The organism is Cellulomonas sp. (assembly GCF_015234515.1).
In the GTDB taxonomy this organism is placed as follows: Bacteria; Actinomycetota; Actinomycetes; order Actinomycetales; family Cellulomonadaceae; genus Cellulomonas.
This window is the reverse complement of record NZ_JADGMY010000017.1, coordinates 144,400-168,344: the sequence shown is the minus strand read 5'-3', so window position 1 is coordinate 168,344 and position 23,945 is coordinate 144,400. Positions and strand designations below refer to the sequence as shown.

Below are 23,945 nucleotides of genomic sequence, written 5' to 3'. Positions count from 1 at the left end.
CGGGGCGTTCGCGCGTCCGGCGCGCACGTCACGCGCGTCGTCGGACGCCGGCGCCCCGGTAGGGTGACGAGGTCCGATCACGGACGTACACGCACGTGGAGGAGAGGTCGGGCATGGTGTCGATCGGTGACGTCGCGGGACTCATCGCCGCAATCGCTTTCGTCGGCCTCGTCGGCTTCCTCGGGTTCGTGTCCCTGAAGGTCGCTGCCGTGCTGGACGAGACGCGCAGCTCCGTCAAGGAGCTGACCGACCACACGCTCCCGATGCTCGACGAGGCCGCCAAGGTCGTCGCGTCGTCCGCGTCCCAGATGGACAAGGTCGACACCGTCACGACCGCCGCGGCGCAGGTCGGGGAGAACGTCTCGGCCCTGTCCTCCCTGGTGACCGCCACCGTCGGTGCGCCGCTCCTCAAGGTCGCGGCGTTCTCGTACGGCGTGCGGCGGGCCCTGGCCGGGCTGCGCACGGGCGGGGCACGGCGATGAGGCGGCTGTTCTGGGTCGGTGTCGGCGTCGCGGTCACCGTCGTCGTCGTGCGGCAGGGGCGTCGCCTCGTCGAGCAGTACGCGCCCCCCGGGGCGGGCGACGCGGTCGACGGCGCCGTCCGCATCGGCCGTGCGCTGCGCGCCGCGCGCGAGGACTTCCGCACCGGCGTCGCCGAGCGTGAGGCCGAGCTGCTCGACGCGCTCGTCGGTGACGTCGACCTCGACACGCTGCGGGCGAACGCGCCGCGGCACCGCGCCGAGCTGCGCGAGACGTTCGGTCGACCCGCACGTGCCGACCTCGCGCGGGACCTGTCCGCCCGGGGCTGGGCGCGCGAGCCCGTCACCGACCCCGACGACGACGCGCAGGCACCGTTCTTCTGAGCGGTCCGCCGCTCCACCCCGGGCTCGCACGCCCGGACCCACCCGATTCTTCCGCCGCTGCGTGGCGGACCGCACACCACGAGGACGACATGCGCACCGCCGAGATCCGCCAGCGCTGGCTCGACTACTTCGCGAGCAAGGACCACGCCATCGTGCCGTCCGTGCCGCTCATCTCCCCGGACCCGTCGATCCTGTTCACGATCGCCGGCATGGTCCCGTTCATCCCGTACATCCTCGGTACGCAGGACGCTCCCTGGCCGCGTGTCGCCAACGCGCAGAAGTGCATCCGGACCAACGACATCGAGAACGTCGGCCGCACGACGCGCCACGGCACGTTCTTCCAGATGCTCGGCAACTTCTCGTTCGGTGACTACTTCAAGCAGGGCGCGATCGAGCTCGCGTGGGGCTTCCTCACGGGGTCGCAGGCCGAGGGCGGGCTCGGGCTCGACGGTGACCGGTTCTGGGTGACGATCTGGGACGAGGACACCGAGGCGGCCGACGCGCTCGTGCGCGTCGGCGTGAACCCGCGGCAGATCGTGCGCCTCCCGCGCGAGGAGAACTTCTGGGACACCGGCCAGCCCGGCCCCGCCGGCCCGTGCGCCGAGTGGCACTACGACCGTGGCCCCGAGTTCGGCCCCGACGCCGTGGGCGGCACGGTCGACCCCGGTGGCGACCGCTACCTCGAGATCTGGAACCTGGTCTTCGACCAGTTCGTGCGCGGCGAGGGCCGCGGCAAGGACTACCCGCTGCTGGGCGAGCTCGAGCGCAAGGCGATCGACACCGGGGCGGGACTGGAGCGCATCGCCTACCTGCTCCAGGGCAAGAACAACCTGTACGAGACGGACGAGGTCTTCCCCGTCATCGAGCGCGCCGCCGAGATGGCGGGCCGCCGCTACGGCGCGGGCGGTGAGGACGACGTGCGGCTGCGGGTCGTCGGCGACCACGTCCGCTCCGCGCTCATGCTCATCAGCGACGGCGTGACGCCCTCCAACGAGGGGCGCGGCTACGTCCTGCGGCGGCTCGTGCGCCGCGCGGTGCGCTCGATGCGGCTGCTCGGCGTGGAGGAGGCGGCGCTGCCCCAGCTGCTGCCGATCAGCCGGGACCTCATGAGCGTGTCCTACCCCGAGGTCGCGCGGGACTTCGACCGCATCTCGCAGGTCGCGTACGGCGAGGAGGAGACGTTCCTGCGGACCCTGACCGCCGGGACGACCATCTTCGAGGGTGCGGTCAGCAAGGCGAAGGCGGGTGCGGGCGACGCCGGCGCGGCGCTGACGGGCGAGCAGGCGTTCGCGCTGCACGACACCTACGGGTTCCCCATCGACCTGACGCTCGAGATGGCGGCCGAGCACGGCGTCAGCGTCGACGAGCAGGCGTTCCGCACGCTCATGCAGGCGCAGCGCGACCGCGCGCGTGCCGACGCGCTGGCGAAGAAGACGGGCCACGCCGACACCAGCGCCTACCAGCAGCTCCAGCAGTCGCTCGCGGGTGAGCACGGCGCGGCCGTCACGTTCGTCGGCTACACCGACACGACCGCGCGCGCCAAGGTCGTGGGTCTGCTCGTCGACGGCGTCCCGGCGCCCGCGGCGACCGCACCGGCCCACGTGCAGGTGGTGCTCGACGTGACGCCGTTCTACGCGGAGGCCGGCGGCCAGCTCGCCGACACGGGCACGATCAGCCTCGAGAACGGCGGCATCGTCGAGGTCGACGACGTCCAGGCACCCGTCAAGGGCCTGTCCGTGCACCACGGCCGACTGGTCGACGGCACGCTCACGCTCGGTGACGCGGGCACCGCGACGATCGACACGGCGCGCCGGCGCGCGATCGCGCGCGCCCACACCGCGACGCACATGGTCCACAAGGCGCTCCGGGAGGAGCTCGGGGACAACGCGACGCAGGCCGGGTCCGAGAACGCGCCCAGCCGGCTGCGGTTCGACTTCCGCTCGGGCGCCTCGGTGCCGGCGTCGTCGCTGTCGCAGATCGAGGGGCGCGTCAACGAGCGCCTGCAGGACGACCTCGAGGTCACCGACCGGACCATGGCGATCGACGAGGCACGGGCGCTCGGCGCCATGGCGCTCTTCGGCGAGAAGTACGGCAGCCAGGTGCGCGTCGTGTCCATCGGCGGCGACTGGTCGCGCGAGCTGTGCGCCGGCACGCACGTGCGCCGGTCGGGCGAGCTCGGCCTGGTCACGCTGCTGGGGGAGTCGTCCATCGGGTCGGGCGTCCGTCGCGTCGACGCGCTCGTGGGGGACTCGGCGTACGGCTACCAGGCCAAGGAGCGTGCGCTCGTGAGCCAGCTCACGGGCCTGCTCGGTGCGCGTCCCGACGAGCTCGGTGAGCGGGTGTCCTCGCTGCTGACGCGGGTGCGCGAGTCCGAGAAGGAGCTCGCCGCGCTGCGGCAGGCGCAGGTGCTGGCGGCGGCCGGGTCGCTCGCGGCCGGTGCGCAGCAGGTCGGCGTGGCCCGCGTGGTCGCGCACGACGCCGGTGAGGTGTCCGCACCGGACGACCTGCGCACGCTCGCGCTCGACGTGCGCGGCCGGCTGGGGGAGTCCTCGCCGGTCGTCGTGGCGGTCGGCGGCGTCGCCAAGGGGCGTCCGGTCGTCGTCGTGGCGACCAACGCCGCGGCGCGCGAGGCCGGTCACCGGGCGGGCGCGCTCGTCCGCGCGGCCTCGGCCGTCCTCGGCGGCGGCGGCGGCGGCAAGGACGACGTCGCGCAGGGTGGCGGCACCGACGCGACCCGCCTGCCCGACGCCCTGGCGGGGGTCGTCGCGGCGGTCCGTGGCTGACGCCGTGACGCCCCGCGACAGGTCCGACGTCGACGCGGTGACGCGTGGCGCGCGCCTGGCGGTCGACGTCGGCACCGTGCGTGTCGGTCTGGCAGCGAGCGACCCGGACGGGATGCTCGCCACGCCCGTCGACACGCTGGCGCGCGCGGCGGGCAAGCCGTCGTCGGCCGCGGCCGACGTGGCCAGGATCGCGGACGAGGCGCGGGAACGAGGTGCGCAAGTGGTGTACGTCGGGCTCCCGCGTCACCTCTCCGGGGCCGAGGGGTCGTCGGCCGGGGTCGCGCGCGCGTACGCTGTCGCACTGGCGCACGCGGTCGGGCCCCTCCAGGTCCGGCTCGTGGATGAGCGGATGAGCACGGTGACCGCACATCACGCGCTTCAGGCGGCCGGCCGATCCGGGCGCCGCCACCGGCAGGTCGTCGACCAGGCAGCCGCGGTGGTGATCCTGCAGCACGCGTTGGACGTGGAGAGGTCCACGGGACGTCGTCCCGGGGAACGGGTCGAGGTGGACCCGGACCGCTCCGCACCGGCGCGCGGGGGCGTTGCGGGTGACGGCACGACGACTGTGGAGTGACGCGCAGGTGAGCAACCAGACGGAGTGGTGGGCCCCGGTGAAGTCGGACGAGAGCGTGACCGAGCTGTTCGGCGGTGACCGTGTCGCGACCGCACCGGGCGGGCCGGAGCCGCGTCGCCGGTCCCGGGCGTCCGGGCGCAAGCGCGAGGAGCGGATGCGCAAGCAGCGCCGCCGCCGCTCGATCTCCGTGCTGATCGTGGCGCTCGTGCTGGTGGTCGGCGCCGTCTACGTGGTGGTCTCCCTGATGGGCGCGTCGCTCTTCGGGGGGTCGGACGACGCGCGGCAGGTGACCGACTACCCCGGGTCAGGGCGGCCGGGTGCCCCGACGATCGTCATCAACGCGGGCGACTCGGGGGCCGCGATCGCCACGACCCTGCACGACGCCGGCATCGTCGCGTCCGAGGACGCGTTCCGCAAGGCCTTCGACGCGAATCCCGACGCCGCCTCCATCCAGCCCGGCACCTACCAGCTCATGCTGGAGATGAAGGCCGAGAAGGCGGTCCAGGCGCTGCTCGACCCCAAGAGCAAGGTGTCGATGAAGGTCACGATCCCCGAGGGGCTGACCGCCGAGGACATCTTCACGCGCATCAGCAAGGTCGCCCTCATCAGCGTCGAGGACATCCGCGCCGCCACGGCCGACCCCGCCGCCATCGGGCTCCCGGCGGAGGCCGGCGGCAGCGTCGAGGGGTGGCTGTTCCCCTCCACCTACCAGATCGAGCCGGGCATGCAGGCGCCGGCGATCCTGGGGCAGATGGTCGCCAAGACCGTCGAGACGCTCAACTCGAAGGGCGTGCCGCAGGACCAGTGGCAGGACGTGCTGAAGAAGGCGTCGCTGATCGAGAAGGAGGCCAAGCTCCACTCGGACCGGCCCATCATGGCCCGCGCCATCCAGAACCGGCTGGACCGCGGCATGACGCTCGACATCGACGCCTCCGTCGCATACGGCCTGGGGATCTCCGGGACGGCTCTGACGCGCGAGCACACGCAGGACCCGAGCAACCCGTACAACACGTACAAGCACCTCGGCCTGCCGCCGACGCCCATCGCGTCGCCCGGGGCGATCTCCATCGACGCCGTGCTCAACCCGGCCGAGGGCAAGTGGGTGTTCTGGGTGGCGATCGACCTGGAGACCGGTGAGACCCGCTTCGCCGAGACGCACGACGAGCACCAGGAGAACGTCGCGCTGCTGCGGCAGTGGCAGAAGGAGAACGGGGGGTGACGGCAGCGCACCGCCGCGCGGCGGTGCTCGGGCACCCGATCGCGCACTCGCTGTCTCCCGTGCTGCACCGTGCGGCGTACGCCGCGCTGGGGCTGGACACGTGGCGGTACGACGCCGTCGACGTGACCGAGGACCAGCTCCCGGGGTTCGTCGAGGGTCTCGACGCGTCCTGGGCGGGGCTGAGCCTGACGATGCCGCTCAAGCAGACGGTCGTCCCGCTGCTGGACCACGTCGAGCCGCTCGCGCAGGTCGTCGGCGCCGTCAACACCGTGCTCGTGCACGGCTCGGGCGCCGCGCGCGTGCTCACCGGCGCGAACACCGACGTGCACGGCCTGGTCGCGGCACTCGGTGAGGCCGGGGTCTCCGGTGGGGTGCGCTCGGCCGGTGTGCTGGGTGCGGGCGCGACGGCGGCGTCGACGCTCGCCGCGCTCGCACAGCTGGGGTGCGCGTCGCCCCGGGTCTACGTGCGGTCGCAGGCACGTGCCGGGGGCCTGTTGCGCGCTGCGCACCGCATGGGCGTCGAGCCGCGCCTGTGCCGGCTCGACGACGCGGCCGGTGAGATCGGCCGGCTGGACGTCGTCGTCAGCACCTTGCCGGCGCACGCCGCGGACCCGCTGGCCGACGGCCTGGCCGCCGAGGTGCGCGGGGCCCTGCTCGACGTGAGCTACGACCCGCGCCCGACGGCGCTGTCCGTCGCGTGGGCACGGCTGGGGGGACGCGTGGTCGGCGGCGAGCGCATGCTGCTGCACCAGGCGGCGGAGCAGGTACGACTCATGACGGGACGCACGGCACCGACCTCCGCGATGGACGCGGCGCTGGGCACGGTCCTCACCTCCGTCAGCGCCTGACCGACCACCGGCCGGGCGCACGTCCGCGAGCACGGCAGCGGCGCTCGCTGTCCTGTCCTTCAGAGTGCGCGGGCGGGTGCCGATGACCTTCGAGGAGGTCGACGGCGGTCTCCGGACGAGGAGGCGTGGGCGTGAAGCAGCTCGGGGAGATCCTGCTGACCGGGGGTCTGGTGACGGAGTCGCAGCTGCTCGCGGCGATGGACGAGCAGACCGCGACCGGGACGTCCCTCGGGCGCACGCTCGTGGAGCTCGGCATCCTGTCGGAGTCCCAGCTCGTGCAGGCGCTGGCCCAGCAGGTCGGCATGGAGTTCGTGGACCTCGACGAGTACCCGGTGGACCGCCGGGCGGTGTCGATCGTCCCGGGCGTCATGTGCCGCATGCACACGGTGCTGCCGATCGCGCTGCGGGACGGTGCCATCGTGCTGGCGACCGCCGACCCCGGCAACGTCGTCGCCGTGGACGACGTGCGGACGGTCTCCCAGATGGCCGTCGTGTCGGTGGTCGCCACGTACGACAACCTCCAGCGCGCCATCGACCGGTACTGCCGCGCCGACGACGAGATGGAGGACCTCAGCCAGGCGTTCGAGGTCGAGAACCGCGAGCCGGAGGTCGACCTCAGCCGCCTGGGTGACTCCGTCGACGACGACGCGCCGATCGTCCGGTACGTCAACCTGCTGGTCACCCAGGCGATCAGCGACCGGGCCTCCGACATCCACATCGAGCCCTCGGAGCACGACCTGCGGGTGCGGTACCGCATCGACGGCGTCCTGCACGAGACGCAGCGCTCACCCAAGAACATCATCGGTGGCGTCGTCAGCCGCGTGAAGATCATGAGCGACATCGACATCGCGGAGAAGCGCAAGCCGCAGGACGGTCGCATGTCCGTCGTGCACAACGGGCGCAAGATCGACCTGCGCGTGGCGACGCTGCCGACGGTGTGGGGCGAGAAGATCGTCATGCGCATCCTCGACAACTCCACGGCGAGTCTCGACCTGCGCGACCTGTCGTTCCTCGAGCACAACTACGCGACGTACCGCGAGTCGTACACCAAGCCGTACGGGATGATCCTGGTCACCGGCCCGACGGGCTCCGGCAAGTCGACGACCCTGTACGCGACGCTCAACGCCGTCTCCAAGCCGGAGATCAACGTGATCACCGTCGAGGACCCGGTGGAGTACCGACTGCCCGGCATCAACCAGGTGCAGGTCAACCCGAAGGCCGGCCTGACGTTCGCCGCGGCGCTGCGCTCGATCCTGCGCTCCGACCCCGACGTCGTGCTGCTCGGCGAGATCCGCGACCACGAGACCGCGCAGATCGCGGTCGAGGCCGCCCTCACCGGCCACCTCGTGCTGTCGACCCTCCACACCAACGACGCCCCGTCCGCCGTGACACGTCTGACGGAGATGGGCATCGAGCCGTTCCTCGTCGGCTCGGCCCTCGACTGCGTGGTCGCGCAGCGGCTCGCGCGTCGGCTGTGCTCGCGGTGCAAGGAGCCGTACACGCCCACCCAGCACGAGTTGGAGGCCGCGCGCTTCCCGTGGGTGCCGGGGGAGCCGATCCCGGAGCTCTTCCGTCCCGCAGGATGCACGGCGTGCTCGCGCACGGGCTACAAGGGGCGCCTCGCGCTGCACGAGGTCATGCGGGTCACCGAGGAGATCGAGCGGCACGCCGTCGCGCACTCGTCGGCGGCCGAGATCAACGCGACCGCCGTCAAGCAGGGGATGCTCGGCCTGCGCGAGGACGGCTGGCAGAAGGTGGCCGACGGTCTGACCTCCATCGAGGAGATCCTGCGCGTCGTGGCCTGAGGGAGTCTGGCGCACGCTCAAGTGCGGACCTGCAGCCGCCGATGTCTTGGCAAGGCCACCGGACGGGTGGCGCTCGCCGGCGTGGAGGACTGCAGTGACGGACAGCTACCCGGGCGGACCCACGCGGCCGCTCCCGCCCTACCGACCCGCGACCGGCGAGCGTCCCCCCGCCGCGGCCGTGTTCCTGCCCGTGCCGTCGCAGTCGACCGAGGCGCGTCCGGCGGCTCCGGGCGTGTTCCAGCCCGTGCCGTCGCAGTCCACCGAGGCGCGTCCTGCCGCTCCCGGTGCGTACCAGCCGGTGCCGTCGCACGCGGCCGAGGCGCGTCCTCCGGCTCCGGGCGTCTACCAGCCCGCTCCGTCGCACCCCGCCGAGGCGCGTCCTCCCGCGGCGTCGGCGTTCCCGGCGCGGCACGCACAACCGGGAGCGACGTTCACGCCGGCGCCGCCGCCCGTACCCCCGTCGCAGCGGGCGCCCCTCCCGCAGCAGCAGACGGCCGTCATGCCCGCCGCCGCTGCGCCGGCACCCGTCGCACCGCGTGCCGCGGCGCCGCAGAAGCAGCGCTCGGGCAACGGGACGCAGCGCCAGGCGGACGACATCGACATCGACGAGGTCCTGCGGGCGATGGTCGACGCGGGCGGGTCCGACCTGCACCTGACCGCCGGCGCCCCGCCGACGGTGCGCATCGCCGGGAGCCTGAAGCCGCTCGACGGCTTCGCGCCGATGATGCCCGAGCCGCTGCGCCGCTCGATCTACGCGATGCTCACGCAGAAGAACCGCGAGAAGTTCGAGGCGAACCTCGAGCTGGACATCTCGCACGCCGTCCGTGGCCTGGCGCGGTTCCGCGTCAACGTGTACCAGCAGCGCGAGTCCGTCGGCGCGGCCTTCCGCGTCATCCCCTACGAGATCAAGGAGCTCCAGGACCTCGGCGTGCCGCCGATCGTCGGCACGTTCGCGGGCATGCCGCGCGGCCTGGTGCTGGTGACCGGCCCGACCGGGTCCGGCAAGTCGACGACGCTCGCGTCGATCGTCGACCTCGCGAACCGCACGCGCGAGGACCACATCATGACGGTCGAGGACCCCATCGAGTTCCTCCACCGGCACAAGAAGTGCGTCGTCAACCAGCGCGAGGTCGGTGCGGACACCCACTCGTTCGCGAACGCGCTCAAGCACGTGCTGCGGCAGGACCCCGACATCATCCTCGTCGGTGAGATGCGCGACCTCGAGACGATCTCCGTCGCGCTGACGGCGGCCGAGACCGGTCACCTGGTCTTCGCGACCCTGCACACGCAGGACGCCGCCCAGACCATCGACCGCGTCATCGACGTGTTCCCCTCCCACCAGCAGGCGCAGGTGCGCACGCAGCTCGCGGGTGCGCTGCAGGGCGTCGTCTGCCAGACCCTCGTCAAGCGGGCCGACGGTCCGGGGCGCGCGGTGGCCACCGAGGTGCTGATCGCCACCCCCGCCATCCGCAACCTCATCCGTGAGGGCAAGACGCACCAGATCTACTCGGCGATGCAGGCCGGCGCCCAGCAGGGGATGCACACGCTCGACCAGCACCTGGCCGACCTGGTGAAGGACAACAAGGTCACCTACGAGGCGGGGCTCGAGGCCTGCCACCACGTCGAGGACTACAACCGCCTCACCGGGCGCTTCTCCGGCGGCAGCCAGGGCATGGCCGGCATGGGCGGCATGGACCCGTACGCGAGCATGGACATGGGGAGCATGTGATGGCCGAGGGCACGAAGACCTTCGAGTACGCGGTCCGCGACCGTGAGGGCAAGATCGTCAAGGGCCGGCTCGAGGCCACCGACCAGGCGGCCGTCGCGAACAAGCTGAAGTCCATCGGCGTCGCGCCCGTCTCGATCGAGGAGGTCTCGACCTCCGGGCTGAACGCCGAGTTCACGATCCCGGGGTTCAAGGAGAAGATCAAGCAGAAGGACCTCGCGATCATGGGCCGCCAGATGGCGACCATGATCGACTCGGGCCTGTCGCTGCTGCGCGCGCTGAGCATCGTGTCCGAGCAGACCGAGAACAAGCCGCTGGCCAAGACGCTCGTGCACGTGCGCAACGACGTCGAGCAGGGTGTGGCGTTCTCGGTCGCGCTCGCCAAGCACCCGGACGTGTTCCCGCCGCTGATGATCAACATGGTCAAGGCGGGGGAGGTCGGCGGGTTCCTCGACCAGGTGCTCGTGTCGGTGGCCGACAACTTCGAGGCGGAGGTCAAGCTGCGCGGCCAGATCAAGTCCGCCATGACCTACCCGGTGGTCGTGTTCGTCATCGCCATCCTCGCGACCGTCGGGATGCTGCTGTTCATCGTGCCGGTGTTCGAGAGCATGTTCTCGGACCTCGGTGGCAAGCTGCCGGCCCCCACGCAGTTCCTCGTGACGCTGTCGCAGGGCCTGAAGTGGGCCATCGGGCCCGTCGTCGCCGGCCTCATCGTGTTCTCGTGGTGGTGGGGCAAGCACAAGAACGACAAGGTGATCCGGCAGAGGGTCGACCCGCTGAAGCTGAAGATCCCGGTCTTCGGCAAGCTCTTCCAGAAGGTCGCGGTGGCCCGGTTCACGCGCAACTTCGGCACGATGCTGCGCTCCGGCGTGCCGATCCTGCAGGCGCTCGACATCGTCGGTGAGACCAGCGGCAACCTCGTCCTGGAGAAGGCGGCGCACTCGGTCCAGGAGTCCGTGCGCGCCGGCCAGTCCCTCGCGGGGCCGCTGTCGATGCACCCGGTGTTCCCGCCGATGGTCGTGCAGATGATGGCGGTCGGCGAGGACACCGGTGCGCTGGACACGATGCTCGAGAAGGTCGCGCAGTTCTACGACCAGGAGGTCGAGGCGACGACCGAGCAGCTCACGAGCCTCATCGAGCCGCTGATGATCGTCGTCATCGGTGGCGTCGTGGGCAGCATGATCATCGCCCTCTACCTGCCGATCTTCTCGATGTTCGACCTCGTGGGGTAGCAGCAGGGTGAGCCGCTGGGCCCTTCGGGTGAAGTCGGTGAAGTGTCCAGGTCGCGCGCTCAAGCCGGTGGGCCTGCTGCCGATGACCAAGGTGCAGCAGTACCCGAACCGGCAGCAGCCGATTTCGCTCGACCCTTCCACTCATCAGGAGCGCAGCATGCTCGCACGCATCCAGCAGGCGAAGGACAAGGACCAGGGCTTCACCCTGATCGAGCTCCTCGTCGTCATCATCATCATCGGCATCCTCTCCGCGATCGCCATCCCGGTGTTCATCAGCCAGAGCCGCAAGGCCGTCGACCAGGCCGCCCAGGCGGACGTGTCGGCGATCGCCAAGCAGGCGGCGACGTACTTCATCGACAACGACGCGGACCTCACCGTCGTGGCGACGGCCGGTCAGTACAAGTTCACGAGCGCGGACATCACCGCGACGTCGGAGCCGATCATCGTCCCGATGAGCGACGACGAGTTCACCGTTGAGATCACGCCGGCAACCGGTCAGGACGGCACGAACTACACCGTGACGCTGACCTACGACGGTGGCACCGAGGGCGACGACGCCACGATCGCGTACAACGCCGCGACCGGCATCTCCGGCCCGACGCCGGCGGCCGGCGCCGGCGGCTGACCCTGAGTCACTAGCAGCACCGGTGGGGCGGGGGACGACGTCCCCCGCCCCACCGGCGTCCGACCAGCACGACCCCCAGGCACCGAGGAGACGTTGATGGCGAGCAGCCCCGCCCCCCGGGACGGTCGTGACGACGGCATGAGCCTCGTCGAGGTCCTCATCGCCGCCGTCATCCTCGGCATCCTCGCCAGCTCGGTGCTCGGCATCATCGTCCAGACGCAGTCGGCGCACGTCGACAGCCGGTCCCGGACCGCTGCCGCGAGCCTCGCGGCGCGGGAGATCGACCTCATCCGCGAGGAGTTCGGCAGCAGCACCACGGCGCCGCTGGACCTCGCCGACGACGGCGTCGTCGTCAACGAGCACCCGCTGCCCGGGCAGGCCGCCGGCCAGCCGCTGCGCATCGACTCCCAGCAGTACACCGTCAGCCGGTCCACCGCCTGGAACGTCACGGGCCCCGGCTCCTCGGCGTGCGAGGGAGGGTCCCTCGTGGACCACCCGACGCTGTCGGTCTCGGTGACGGTCACGTGGCCCCACATGGGCTCGACCAAGCCCGTCGTGACGCACACCCAGCTCGCGCCGCCCAAGGGCACGGGCGTCTCGAGCACGCAGGCCTTCGCCGCCGTCAAGGTCGTCGACTCCGACGGCGCGGTGAACCCCGGCCGCACGGTCCGGCTCTCCGGCGCCGGCGGGACCATGTCCGCCCTGACCGACGCCGCGGGCTGTGCCGTCGTGGCCCTGAGCCCCGCAGCGGCTGGCACGGCGTACACCGCGACCCTCACGGACACCGGGTACGTCGACGTGTCCGGCGTCGCGAACCCCTCGAAGAGCACGGGCTCCGTGCGCCCCGGCCAGCTCAACACGGCCGTCACGTTCGCCTACGACCGCGCCGCGACCCTGCGGGTCCGCGTGCTGGACGACGCCGGCAACCCCTACGACGCCGCGGGCCTGCCGCTCACGATCGTGTCCACCGAGTCCGCCGGGTCGTCGGCGTCACGCTCGGTCGTCGCCACGGGAGCGATCACCGAGGTCACGGACCTGTGGCCCACCCGGCACGGCGCGTACTTCGGGTCGGCCGCCCCCGCGGCCGGCTACCCCACGGTCGACGTTGGTCCGGGCCAGACCGGTCAGGTCGACGTCGTCCTGACGATGGCGACCGGCGCCGTCGCCGGCCTGCCCCCGGGTGCCGACCGCGTCATCGCGGTCCCCGGCACGGCGGCCTGCACCGACGCGGCGGCGCGCGAGGTGCCCGTCGGCGGATTCTCGATCATGCCGGGCACCTGGTCGTTCTACGCCTTGGGGCCCGCCTTCGACTGCAGCGCAGGGCCGGCGTCGGTGTCCCTGGTCGGTGGCGACAACGGGGACGTCGTCTTCGGACCGACGACCCTGCGGGCGACGGGCGTCCCCGCGGGCGGCACCCTCTGGGCGGTCCACGCGTCGCGGGCCCCGGGGCTGAGCACGTGCGCCGCAGGCACCCCGTACGCCGCCCTCGCGGTGAACGTCGACGCGGCCCGCACCGCGCCCGTCGACCTGGCCGCGGGCGACTGGTTCGTCTACCGCACCGACGGCCCGGCGAACGGCACGTGCCTGTCGACGCCGCGCAACGCCTACCCCCGCAACGTCGCCCACGGCGCGGCCACCACGTTGGCGTGGACCGACCAGCGGCCCACGGTCGGCTTCACGGTGCGCAACGTCCCTAGCAGCACGGCGCTCGGCAGGGCCTACCGGATCATCGTGTCGACCGTGCCCCAGACCTGCTCCACCAATACGACGACACCGGGCGGCGCGACCCAGCTGGGCGCAGCCGACAGCGCCACCGTGACCGGCTCTCTCGAGCAGGGGACGTACTACGTGTACCGGCAGCGGACGTCCGGCGGCAGCGGCAATCGCTGCACCAGCAGCCCGACCAACCCCGTGGTGCTCCCCGGACCGGCCGCGGCCTACTCGCTCGACTGGACCACCGGGGCGGTGACGGCACCGTGAGGCTGCTGCGAGGGCGTGCACGCGACGCCGGGACGACCATGACCGAGCTGGTCGTGACCATGGTCATCCTGTCGATCGTCGTGATCGCGACCACGACGCTGACGATCGGCTTCGAACGCACCACCGCCGAGAACGTCAAGCGGCAGGACCAGATCGACGCGGGCCGCGTCGCCGTCGAGCGCATGACGCGCAACCTGCGCGTCGCCGTGAAGCCGAGCCAGCTCTCGGCGTCGTGCGCGGGGTGCGTCGCGGACGCGTTCGTCTCCGGGAACCGGTTCGGCGTGCAGTTCTACGCCAACCTCGACAACGCCAACGGTGCCGTCGGACCCAGTCGCGTCACCTACACGGTCGGCACCGTCGACGGGGTCCAGGGCGTCCTGCTCGAGAAGCTCCAGGTGCCCGACTCGGCGACACCCACGACCAGCGGGTGGAACTACTGCGACGCCGAGGCGCCCACCGCGACGGCGGCCTGCAAGGCGCGGCTCACGGTGCGCCGGCTCGCCACCGGGATCATCACCACCGGGACGGCCCTGTTCAGCTACTACGACGAGAACGGCGCCCCGCTGCCCGTGACGGGCACCGGCCTGACGGCCGACGACCTGCAGCGCGTCCTGTCGATCGAGCTGACCGTCGAGGTCGGGTCACCCGGTGCGATCCGGCCGGCCTCGACGACCTACGTCCAGCGCGTCCTGCTCTCCAACTCCCACGCCCTGCTGCGTCCCGACCCCGGAGCGACCCCGTGATGCGACGACTCGGCGCACGCCGCCGGCTGCCGACGACCGACAGGGAGGAGGGCGCCGCCCTCGTCCTGGTCATCAGCTCGATGATGGTGCTGACGATGCTCGCGCTCGCCGCGCTGGCCTCCACGATCACGAGCACCAAGCTCGCCCGCCACACGCAGGACTACCAGGCAGCGGTCGCCGCAGCGCAGGCCGGTGTGGAGGACTTCATCTCGCGGCTCAACCGCGAGGACGGGTACGGGTCGGTCTACGACTGCACCAACCTCGCGTGGCGTGGCCCGACCACGGCGACCAACCCGTGCGGCTGGACCAGCACGACGCCCGTCGGGTGGCTGCCGGTCGAGCCCGGGCAGACCGACCCCGACGCCGCCTGGTTCCACTACTCCGTCGACGCCTCCCGCAAGACCACCGAGGGCGCGATCACCCTGACGGTCACCGGCCGGGTCAACGGCGTGTACCGGACGGTGCAGACCTCGGTCGGCAAGGGCGGCTCGACCGACTACGTGTACTACACCGACTTCGAGTCGGGGGACCCCGCGAACGTGAACCTCTACCCCCCGTCGACCACCAGCGGGTGGAGCACCGCGAAGCGCAACGCCTGCGGCATCAACGGCTACGAGCGAGCCCTCTACTGGTGGAAGAAGGACGCCTCCAACCGGACGCGCGAGTACTACGGCTGCACGGAGATCCGCTTCGCCGGTGGGGACGTCCTGTACGGCGAGGTCCGCACCAACGACACGATCTACAGCGACTACCGCGCCGGCAGCACGGTCAAGCCGTCGTTCATCGACACCGTCACGACGGCCGACGAGCGGTGCAAGAACCCCGGCAACAACAACACGCAGTGGGAGGACAACTGCCTGCGGCCGGACAGCGTCGCCAACTTCAACGGCAAGACACCCCGGTACGGCACACCGGAGTACCTGCTCGACACGTCCGCCGAGTTCGCGGGACACCCGGGCTGCCACTACTTCGGTTCGACGCGCGTCATCTTCCGTAGCAACGGCCGCATGACGGTGTGGAACAAGACCGTGAACAACAACGCCACCCCTCCGGTCGCGGTGGCGGGCCCGGACGGCACGATGCCGTCGTGCGGCACCCTGGCGCAGCTCGACAGCCCCGCAGGCGCCGACCTGGAGGTCCCGGACGAGATGGTGATCTACACCGCCGCGTCCTCGGCCCTCATGCGCGAGTGCCGCGCGGGGGAGATCGGCGGGCCGCTCGGCAGCGAGCTGCCGCTGGGTGAGTACACGGGACAGGCCATCAACTCCGGCGCCACGTTCACGCGTGACACCAACATGACCGAGGCCACGAAGCTCTGCGCGCGCGGCAACCTCTACGCGGAGGGGATCGTCAAGGGCCGGGTCACCCTGGCCTCGGAGGAGTCCGTCATCGTCACCGGTGACCTCGTTCTCGCCGGAGGACGCGACGCCGGCTCGCCGGACCTCCTCGGCCTCGTGGCGACCAACGCGGTCGAGGTCTTCCATCCCCGGATGCAGACGGTGACGTCCTCCCGGAGCTGCGGCTACTCGTCCTGCGGTCCCTGGGGGTGGTCGTACAGCGGTGAGTCCGAGCACCCCGGCGAGTGGCCCAAGCGCTACGCCGATCCGACGACAGGTGCCCACGAGCCCGCCCACGGCGTGCAGATCGCCGGCTCGATCCAGACGCTGCAGCACTCGTTCCTGGTGCAGAAGTACACCGTCGGCGGCGACCAGGGCACCCTGTTCGTCTACGGGTCGATCGCCCAGCGCTGGCGCGGCGCGGTCGGCCAGGAGAGCACGTCCGGCTGGACGACCGTCCAGAACGGGTACACCAAGCTCTACAAGTACGATGGGCGGCTGAAGTTCGCGACCCCGCCGTACTTCCCGCGATGGGCGAACTCCCAGTGGGACCTCACCTACACCGGTGAGGTGCCCACCCCGCAGAACGTCAAGAACGGATAGCGCATGACGCTGCACGTCGCGGGTCTTGCGCTCGTCGGTCTCCTGGGTCTCGTCGTCGGGTCCTTCCTCAACGTCGTCGTCTGGCGCGTCCCGCGCGGCGAGTCGGTCGTCGCGCCGCCGAGCGCGTGCCCGCGGTGCGAGGCCCGCATCGCCTGGTACGACAACGTCCCCGTCGTCTCGTGGCTCGTGCTGCGCGGCCGTTGCCGGCGGTGCGGGGCGCCGATCAGCGCCCGGTACCTCGTCGTCGAGCTCGTGACCGGGCTCCTGTTCGTCGCCACGGCGCTGGTCATCGGCTGGAACCTCGCACTGCCCGCCTTCCTGTACCTCGCGGCGATCTCGGTCGCGCTGGCGGCCATCGACATCGACGTGCACCGCCTGCCCGACGCCATCGTCCTGCCGTCGTACCCCGTCGCGGCCGTCCTGCTCGCACTCGCGTCCTGGGACGTGGGCGTCGGCTACGACGGCGCCGCCCTGCTGCGGGCCGCCGCGGGCGGCGCCGCGCTGTTCGTGCTCTACCTGGCGCTCGTGCTGGCCCACCCGCGGGGCATGGGCCTCGGCGACCTCAAGCTCGCCGGCGTCCTGGGGATGTACCTCGGCTGGGTCGGGTGGGGTGCGCTCGCCGTCGGGGCGTTCGCGGCCTTCCTCCTGGGTGGGGTGTTCGGCATCGTGCTGATGCTCGTGGGACGCGCCGGACGCAAGACGAAGGTGCCGTTCGGGCCGTGGATGCTGGTCGGCGCGGCAGTCGGCGTCGCCGTCGGGCAGCCGGTGGCGGACTGGTACGTCGCGCTGGCGCTCTGACGTCGCTCAAGTCGGACCCCCGTCCGGCCGATAGTCCAGTCGTGCGCATCGCCGACGGAAGGACTGTGACGTGGCCGCCTCGCGGGTGATCGGGCTGGACATCGGATCGACGATGGTCCGAGCCGCCGAGATGGAGTTCGGCAAGGGCACGGACATGGCCAGGCCGTCGACGCTGGTGCGGTACGCCGAGGCGCCGCTGCCGGCAGGCGCGGTGCGCGACGGTGAGGTGACGCAGGCCGAGGTCGTCTCGACGACGCTGCGCCAGCTGTGGGCCAAGGCGAAGTTCGGGACGAAGGACGTCGTCATCGGCGTCGGCAACCAGCGGGTGCTCGTGCGTGAGTTCGACCTGCCGTGGCTCCCGGACAACCAGATCAAGCAGGCGCTGCCGTTCCACGTGCAGGGCGTCCTGCCGATGTCCACGGACGACGCGCTGCTCGACTTCCTGCCGATCTCGGAGTTCGAGGGCCGTTCCGGACGCACGCTCAAGGGCATGCTCGTCGCCGCGCAGCGCGACACGGTCAACACGAACGTCCTCGCGGTCGTCGGCGCAGGACTGCGTCCCACGATGGTCGACCTCAACGCCTTCGCGCTGCTGCGCTCGGTGTGCCGCGGCGAGCTCGCGCACCGCACCGTGGCGGTGGTCGACGTGGGTGCCAACCTGACGCACGTGGTCGTGTCGCAGGGCGGGATCCCGCGCCTGGCGCGCACCCTGCCGGCCGGCGGCCAGGCGGTCACCGACGCGGTGTCGGCGGCGGCGGGGATCGGCCGTCTTGAGGCCGAGGACGCCAAGCGGGCGCTGGGGATCGGCTACAACGGCAGCGGTGACGCGACCGTCGCGGCGCAGGCCGTCAACGAGTCGGCTCAGAAGCTCCTGGAGGCCGTCCGCGGCACCATCGGCTTCTACTCGAACAGCAACCGCCAGGCGCCGGTGGAAGCCGTGCTGCTCACCGGGGGCGGCGCGGACCTGCCCGGCTTCGGGCAGTACCTCGCGACGCTCGTGCGCCTCCCCGTCCAGGTGGCCGACGTGCTCGCCGGCGTGCGGGTGCGCAAGGGCAGCCTCCCCCTCACCAGCGGCGGCGCCTCGGTGGCCGCGCTGCCGATCGGTCTCGCGTACGGAGTCGCCGCATGAACGCCGCCCTCGCCCCGGCCAGCCCGTCGACGGTCCAGGACGCCCAGCCGTTCACGCGGGTGCCGCAGGTCAACCTGCTGCCGCCCGACGTCGCGGCCGCGCACGGTCTGCGGGCGGTCAAGCGCTGGGCGCTGCTCGCGCTCGCGCTCGTCGTGCTCGCCGTCGGTCTCGTCTACGCGATGTCGTCGTTCGAGCTGGCGCAGGCCCGCAGCGACCTGGTGACCGCACAGGACCAGACGGCGCGTCTGACCGCCGAGCAGGCGCAGTACAGCGAGGTGCCGGTCGTCCTCGGTGAGCTCACGGACGTGCGGTCGACACGGCAGCTCGCGACGTCGACCGAGGTGCTCTGGAAGCCCTACATCGAGGCCATCCGCGCCGCTCTGCCCGAAGGTGGCGAGCTGTCGGGCCTCCAGGTCAGCGGCGCCACCCCGGTGCTGCTCGCGACGGGGCCGGCGGACGTGCTGGCATCGCAGGCGATGGGCCAGATCATCCTCACGGCCACGACACCCACCGTCCCGAACGCCGCCGACTGGACGGACGCGCTGAGCGCGGTCGGTGGCCTGATCGACGCCCGCGTGCAGACGGTGACGCAGGAGGGCGGCTCGGAGGCCGGCCCCGGCGGCTACACCGTCACGATGACGATGCAGTACGACGAGACCGCCCTGTCCGGCCGGTTCGCTGCGACGGAGGAGGACTGATGGGTACGCGACTCTCCACCTGGATCGGCGGGACAGCGGTCGTCGCCGTCCTGATCCTGCTCGCCGCGTGGTTCCTGCTGCTCTCGCCGCTGCGCGAGGACGCCGCGAGCGTGCGTGCGCAGGTCGAGACCACCGAGCAGCAGAACGACCTGCTCGAGCTGCAGGTCGCCGGCCTTCGCGCGGACTTCGCCAAGCTGCCCGAGTACAAGGCCGAGCTCGAGACGCTGCGGGTGGGCGTCCCGCGTGCGCTCGACTCGTCGCCGTTGCTGCGGGAGCTCGACGCGCTCGCCGTCGCGAGCGGGGTGCAGCTCCTCGACGTCGCGTTCATGGCGCCGGTGGAGGTGGTCCCCGCGGGTGCGGTCGCGCCCGCCGCGGTGCCCACGGAGCCGGTCGAGGGCGCTGCGGACGAGGCGGTGGACGGCGTGGCGCCGGTCCCGGCCGCGCCGGCGGGCCCGACGGCCCCGCGAGGCCTCGTCGGTGTCGACCTGAACCTCACGGTGTCGGGGAACCCTGACGCCGTCGGCGCCTTCTTCACCGGGCTGCAGGACGGGTCCTCGCGGTTGCTGCTCGTGACGGGCTTCGACCTGTCTCGTCAGGACGCCCAGGGGGCGTCGGACGGTCAGGCGGCGGTCGTCGCGGGCGACCTGCGGGCTGCCGTCCGTGGGACGGTCTACGTGCTCCCGTCCCGGACCGCAGCGGCGGACCCCGCAGCCGCCCCCGCCGACGGGGCCGCGGCGGACGCCGGAGGGGCCGTCAGCAGCTGACAGCAGCCTCGCACCGATCGCCCGCGCCGCGGGGAGCGTCGACTCCCCGCGGCGCGGTCGTGCCCGGCGCGCGCCGTCCACACCCCGACCCGGTCGCACGACCTGCCGACCTGCCGTGAAAGGATCGCCCCCATGCTCCGATGGTTGACGTCCGGTGAGTCGCACGGTCCCGCGCTCGTCGGCATCCTCGACGGTCTGCCCGCCGGTGTGCAGGTGCAGACCTCCGACGTCCAGGCCGCGCTCGCGCGGCGTCGTCTCGGGTACGGGCGCGGTGCCCGCATGAAGTTCGAGCAGGACGCGGTGCGTCTGCTGGGCGGCGTGCGGCACGGTCTGACGCAGGGCGGTCCGGTCGCGATCGAGGTCGCCAACTCCGAGTGGCCCAAGTGGGCCGACGTGATGTCGGCCGACCCGGTGCCGCCCGAGGCGTTGACGGTCGACGCCGGCACGGGTGATGCGCGGGAGATCGCCCGCAACCGGCCGCTGACGCGACCCCGCCCTGGCCACGCGGACCTGATCGGCATGCGCAAGTACGGCTTCGACGACGCGCGCCCCGTCCTCGAGCGCGCGTCCGCACGCGAGACCGCCACGCGCGTCGCGCTGGGGACCGTCGCGGCGGCGTTCCTCGAGCAGGTCGCCGGTGTCCGACTCGTGTCGCACGTCGTCGCCATCGGTCCGGTCGCGGTGCCGGACGGGGCGCCGGCGCCGACGCCCGACGACGTCGCGGCGCTCGACGCCGACCCGGTGCGGTGCTTCGACCCCGCGACGAGCGCGGCGATGGTCGCCGAGATCGACCAGTGCCACAAGGACGGCGACACGCTCGGCGGCGTCGTCGAGGTGCTCGTGCACGGGCTGCCGTCGGGCATCGGCACCTACGTGCAGGCCGACGGGCGCCTCGACGCGCGCCTCGCGGCCGCGCTCATGGGCATCCAGGCGATCAAGGGCGTCGAGGTCGGTGACGGGTTCCGCACCGCGACCCGCCGCGGCTCGCAGGCGCACGACGAGATCGAGCGGGACGCCTCGGGGCGCATCGTGCGGCGCACCAACCGCGCGGGCGGCATCGAGGGCGGCATGTCGAACGGCGAGGTCGTGCGCGTCCGCGCCGCGATGAAGCCGATCTCGACCGTGCCCCGCGCGCTGGCCACCGTCGACACCGCCACGGGGGAGCCGGTGACGGCCCACCACCAGCGGTCGGACGTGTGCGCGGTGCCGCCGGCGGCCGTCGTCGCCGAGGCGATGGTCGCGCTCGTCGTCGCCCAGACGCTGCTGGAGAAGACCGGCGGCGACAGCGTGGCCGAGGTGCGCCGCAACCTCGAGGCGTACCTGGCGGCGGTCCCCGAGCTGCTCGCCTGACGCGGCTCGTCCGGCGTCGAGCGTCGGCTGTCGAGCGAGCGGCGTCGAGCGCCCGGCCCGTGGACCGCGCGTGGCTCCGCGCGGAGCCGGACTAGGCTGCCGCCGTGCCCCGTCCCACCCCTGCCTCCGGACCCCGCGTCGTGCTGATCGGCCCGCCCGGCGCGGGCAAGTCCACCGTCGCCGCCGCGCTCGCCCAGCGCTGGCAGCTCGCGCCGCGCGACACCGACACCGACGTGGAGACCACCGCGGGCAAGTCCGTCGCCGACGTCTTCGTCGAGGACGGCGAGCCGCGCTTCCGCGCGCTCGAGCGCGCGGCCGTCGCGGCCGCGCTGGACGAGCACGACGGCGTGCTGGCCCTCGGCGGCGGCGCCGTGCTGGACCCGGGCACGCGGGTGCTGCTGCAGGCCTACCGCGAGGGCGGCGGCGTCGTCGTGTTCCTCGACGTGAGCCTCGCGCACGCCGCACCGCGCGTCGGGCTCAACCAGTCGCGCCCGCTGCTGGTCGGCAGCCCGCGCGCGCAGTGGCAGGCGCTCATGGACGCCCGGCGTCCGGTCTACGAGGAGGTCGCGACGGTGCACGTGTCGACGGACGGGCTGCGCCCGGTGGAGGTCGCCGAGATCATCGAGTCGAGGCTCCGCGACCAGCGCGTCTCGGAGACCGGCGCATGAGCGGCCAGTCCGTGGTCACGGTCGCGGGGGAGCAGCCGTACGACGTCGTCATCGGCCGTCACCTGCTCGGCCACCTGCCGGCGGTGCTCGGCGACACGGTGCGCCGCGTGCTCGTCGTCCACCCGGCGGCGCTCGCCACGTCGGCCGAGACCGTCCGCGAGGACCTCGTCGCGCACGGCTACGACGTTTACCTCGCCCAGGTCCCGGACGCCGAGGAGCAGAAGACGGCCCAGGTCGCGGCCTTCTGCTGGGGCGTGCTCGGCCAGGCGGACTTCACGCGGTCCGACGCGGTCGTCGGGCTCGGCGGGGGAGCGACGACCGACCTCGCGGGCTTCGTCGCGGCGACGTGGCTGCGCGGCGTGCGGGTCGTCCAGGTCCCCACCACCGTCCTCGGCATGGTCGACGCCGCGGTCGGCGGCAAGACCGGCATCAACACGGCCGAGGGCAAGAACCTCGTCGGGGCGTTCCACCCCCCGGCCGGGGTGCTGTGCGACCTCGCGTCGGTGGAGTCCATGGCGCCCTTCGACTTCGTCGCGGGGCTCGCGGAGATCGTCAAGTGCGGGTTCATCGACGACCCGCGGATCCTCGAGCTCGTCGAGGAGAACACCGCCCTGCTGCAGGACCCGGTGGCAGCCGCGTCCTCACCCGTGCTCGCCGAGCTCGTCGAGCGGGCCGTGCGGACCAAGGCCCGCGTCGTCGGTGAGGACCTGCGCGAGGCGGGGCTGCGCGAGATCCTCAACTACGGGCACACGTTCGCGCACGCGGTCGAGCAGGTCGAGCGCTACCGGTGGCGCCACGGCGCGGCCGTGTCCGTCGGCATGGTCTACGTCGCCGAGCTGGCGCGGCTCGCCGGGCGGCTCGACGACGACGTCGTCGAGCGCCACCGCAGCGTCCTGACGTCCCTGGGGCTCCCGACGACGTACCGCGGGGACCGGTGGGAGCAGCTCCTGACGGCCATGCGCCGCGACAAGAAGACGCGGGGGGACCTGCTGCGCTTCGTCGTCCTCGACGGCCTGGCGCGCCCGTCCCGCCTCGAGGGCCCGGACCCGACCCTCCTGGCAGCCGCCTACGCCGAGATCTCGACGACCCCGGAGCCGTCGACAGGCATCCTCCTCTGACGCTCTCACCCATGGGCGGTGAACCGTCCACAGGCAAGGGAGCGGTCGCGCCGGCCCACAGGTCGCCCTCGTGGTCCGTCAGGTCGCCTCCGGGTGCAGCAGGTTCGGGTCCGTGGCTCCCACCGTCGACCGCACCTGGACCCCGCCCGCCGCAGCCAGGCGATGCGGCGTCTTCACCCGTGCCGAGGCCGTCGCGGCGGGTCTCACCGAGGACCAGGTGCGCCACCGCATAGAGTCGGGGGCGTGGCGGCGGGTCTGTGGTGCCGGGCTCGCACTCGCCTCAGCACGGCGCGACCCGTGGCTCGACGCGCACGCCGCCACCGTGACCTGGCCCGGTGCGACACTCGCGCTCACCAGCGCGGCGCTGTTGCACGGCATGCCGGTGCCCGACGACGGCCGCGTGCACGTGGTCGTCACGGGACCCCGCGCGCGGCGCGGCCGACTGGTCCCGCACCGGCACGTCCTGGCACCTGAGGACCGGGTCGTCCTGCGTGGGGTGCACGTCACCGGACGCGCCCGCACGGCGGTCGACTGCCTCGGGTCGCTGGACCGTGCCGATGCCGCCCGCCTGCTCGCCTGGGTCGGGACCCGCGGGATCCTCGGCGCGGACGACCTCGACAGCTGGGTGGATGCCCACCCCGGGCACCGGGGCAACGCGCAACGCACCTGGTGCGCCGACCGGCTGCGCAGGGGCGCCCTCAGCGTCGCGGAGGAACGGCTGCACTGCCTCCTGCACAGCGCGGGCGTGACGGGCTGGGTGGCGAACGCGTCGCTCCTCGACACCCTCGGCGTCCCCGCTGTCGTGGACGTGTGGTTCGCCGACGTCCGCCTGGTCGTCGAGATCGACGGCCGCGTCGCGCACGGGCCCGACCGGTTCCAGGACGATCGCACGCGCCAGAACCTGCTCGTGGGCGCCGGGTGCACGGTTCTGCGCTACACCTGGCACGACGTGACCCGCCGGGCCGGCCACGTGCTCGCCCAGATCCTCGAGACCCGTCGACGGCTGCACACGCCTCGGTGAAGGAGAGAATCCCCGGCAGGATCTGCCCGGAGTCCTCTCTCTCACCGTCAAGGGCATCGGAT

General features: G+C 72.5%; 21 protein-coding genes. All 21 read left to right on the top strand.

All coding sequences use genetic code 11. The features are described from left to right. Positions 1–116: 116 nt before the first annotated feature. The 21 genes from IR158_RS07590 (at position 117) to IR158_RS07490 (ending at position 23,883) form a co-directional block, all read left to right on the top strand. Positions 117–482 (top strand): DUF948 domain-containing protein, encoded by a 366-nt coding sequence (locus IR158_RS07590; RefSeq protein WP_227578771.1) that lies wholly within the window; start codon positions 117–119, stop codon positions 480–482. Continuing rightward, positions 479–862, top strand: coding sequence for a hypothetical protein (locus IR158_RS07585; RefSeq protein WP_291811533.1), 384 nt, complete (start codon positions 479–481; stop codon positions 860–862). The genes IR158_RS07590 and IR158_RS07585 overlap by 4 nt, the downstream gene beginning before the upstream one ends. An 89-nt stretch (positions 863–951) precedes the next feature. Then, positions 952–3,645, top strand: a complete 2,694-nt coding sequence (alaS, locus tag IR158_RS07580) for an alanine--tRNA ligase (protein WP_291811530.1) — start codon at positions 952–954, stop codon at positions 3,643–3,645. Next, positions 3,638–4,219: a Holliday junction resolvase RuvX gene (gene ruvX / locus IR158_RS07575; RefSeq protein WP_291811527.1), complete on the top strand. Its 582-nt coding sequence runs from the start codon at positions 3,638–3,640 to the stop codon at positions 4,217–4,219. Before alaS ends, ruvX begins: the two co-directional genes overlap by 8 nt. Positions 4,220–4,226: 7 nt before the next feature. Further along, a complete protein-coding gene (gene mltG / locus IR158_RS07570) occupies positions 4,227–5,438 on the top strand; it encodes an endolytic transglycosylase MltG (RefSeq protein WP_291811525.1) in 1,212 nt (403 codons plus the stop codon). Beyond that, on the top strand, positions 5,435–6,286 hold the full coding sequence (locus tag IR158_RS07565) for a shikimate dehydrogenase (RefSeq protein WP_291811522.1): 852 nt from the start codon (positions 5,435–5,437) through the stop codon (positions 6,284–6,286). Before mltG ends, IR158_RS07565 begins: the two co-directional genes overlap by 4 nt. Positions 6,287–6,417: 131 nt before the next feature. Then, positions 6,418–8,091 carry an ATPase, T2SS/T4P/T4SS family gene (locus IR158_RS07560; protein ID WP_291811519.1) on the top strand — a complete coding sequence of 558 codons (1,674 nt, stop codon included), beginning with the start codon at positions 6,418–6,420 and terminating at the stop codon, positions 8,089–8,091. A gap of 94 nt (positions 8,092–8,185) precedes the next feature. Further along, positions 8,186–9,820, top strand: coding sequence for a PilT/PilU family type 4a pilus ATPase (locus IR158_RS07555; protein ID WP_291811516.1), 1,635 nt, complete (start codon positions 8,186–8,188; stop codon positions 9,818–9,820). Further along, on the top strand, positions 9,820–11,049 hold the full coding sequence (locus tag IR158_RS07550) for a type II secretion system F family protein (protein ID WP_291811514.1): 1,230 nt from the start codon (positions 9,820–9,822) through the stop codon (positions 11,047–11,049). Before IR158_RS07555 ends, IR158_RS07550 begins: the two co-directional genes overlap by 1 nt. A gap of 37 nt (positions 11,050–11,086) precedes the next feature. Next, positions 11,087–11,674: a prepilin-type N-terminal cleavage/methylation domain-containing protein gene (locus IR158_RS19335; RefSeq protein ID WP_366928414.1), complete on the top strand. Its 588-nt coding sequence runs from the start codon at positions 11,087–11,089 to the stop codon at positions 11,672–11,674. Between the two features lie 96 nt (positions 11,675–11,770). Then, positions 11,771–13,654, top strand: a complete 1,884-nt coding sequence (locus tag IR158_RS07540) for a type II secretion system protein (RefSeq protein WP_291811511.1) — start codon at positions 11,771–11,773, stop codon at positions 13,652–13,654. Beyond that, on the top strand, positions 13,651–14,397 hold the full coding sequence (locus IR158_RS07535) for a hypothetical protein (RefSeq protein WP_291811508.1): 747 nt from the start codon (positions 13,651–13,653) through the stop codon (positions 14,395–14,397). The genes IR158_RS07540 and IR158_RS07535 overlap by 4 nt, the downstream gene beginning before the upstream one ends. Next, entirely contained in the window at positions 14,397–16,337 is a 1,941-nt protein-coding gene (locus IR158_RS07530) for a hypothetical protein (protein ID WP_291811647.1), read from the top strand. The genes IR158_RS07535 and IR158_RS07530 overlap by 1 nt, the downstream gene beginning before the upstream one ends. 3 nt (positions 16,338–16,340) lie before the next feature. Continuing rightward, entirely contained in the window at positions 16,341–17,135 is a 795-nt protein-coding gene (locus tag IR158_RS07525; RefSeq protein WP_291811505.1) for an A24 family peptidase, read from the top strand. Positions 17,136–17,205: 70 nt separating this feature from the next. Beyond that, entirely contained in the window at positions 17,206–18,264 is a 1,059-nt protein-coding gene (gene pilM / locus IR158_RS07520) for a type IV pilus assembly protein PilM (RefSeq protein WP_291811502.1), read from the top strand. Beyond that, the gene (locus IR158_RS07515; protein ID WP_291811500.1) at positions 18,261–18,962 is read left to right on the top strand and encodes a fimbrial assembly protein; all 702 of its coding nucleotides are present in this window, start codon (positions 18,261–18,263) and stop codon (positions 18,960–18,962) included. The genes pilM and IR158_RS07515 overlap by 4 nt, the downstream gene beginning before the upstream one ends. Then, positions 18,962–19,726 (top strand): hypothetical protein, encoded by a 765-nt coding sequence (locus IR158_RS07510; protein ID WP_291811498.1) that lies wholly within the window; start codon positions 18,962–18,964, stop codon positions 19,724–19,726. The genes IR158_RS07515 and IR158_RS07510 overlap by 1 nt, the downstream gene beginning before the upstream one ends. A gap of 132 nt (positions 19,727–19,858) precedes the next feature. After that, positions 19,859–21,076: a chorismate synthase gene (gene aroC / locus IR158_RS07505; RefSeq protein WP_291811496.1), complete on the top strand. Its 1,218-nt coding sequence runs from the start codon at positions 19,859–19,861 to the stop codon at positions 21,074–21,076. Between the two features lie 104 nt (positions 21,077–21,180). Further along, positions 21,181–21,744 (top strand): shikimate kinase, encoded by a 564-nt coding sequence (locus IR158_RS07500; RefSeq protein ID WP_291811494.1) that lies wholly within the window; start codon positions 21,181–21,183, stop codon positions 21,742–21,744. Continuing rightward, positions 21,741–22,862: a 3-dehydroquinate synthase gene (gene aroB / locus IR158_RS07495; protein ID WP_291811492.1), complete on the top strand. Its 1,122-nt coding sequence runs from the start codon at positions 21,741–21,743 to the stop codon at positions 22,860–22,862. Before IR158_RS07500 ends, aroB begins: the two co-directional genes overlap by 4 nt. Before the next feature lie 112 nt (positions 22,863–22,974). Beyond that, a complete protein-coding gene (locus tag IR158_RS07490) occupies positions 22,975–23,883 on the top strand; it encodes a DUF559 domain-containing protein (RefSeq protein WP_291811489.1) in 909 nt (302 codons plus the stop codon). Positions 23,884–23,945 lie beyond the last annotated feature (62 nt).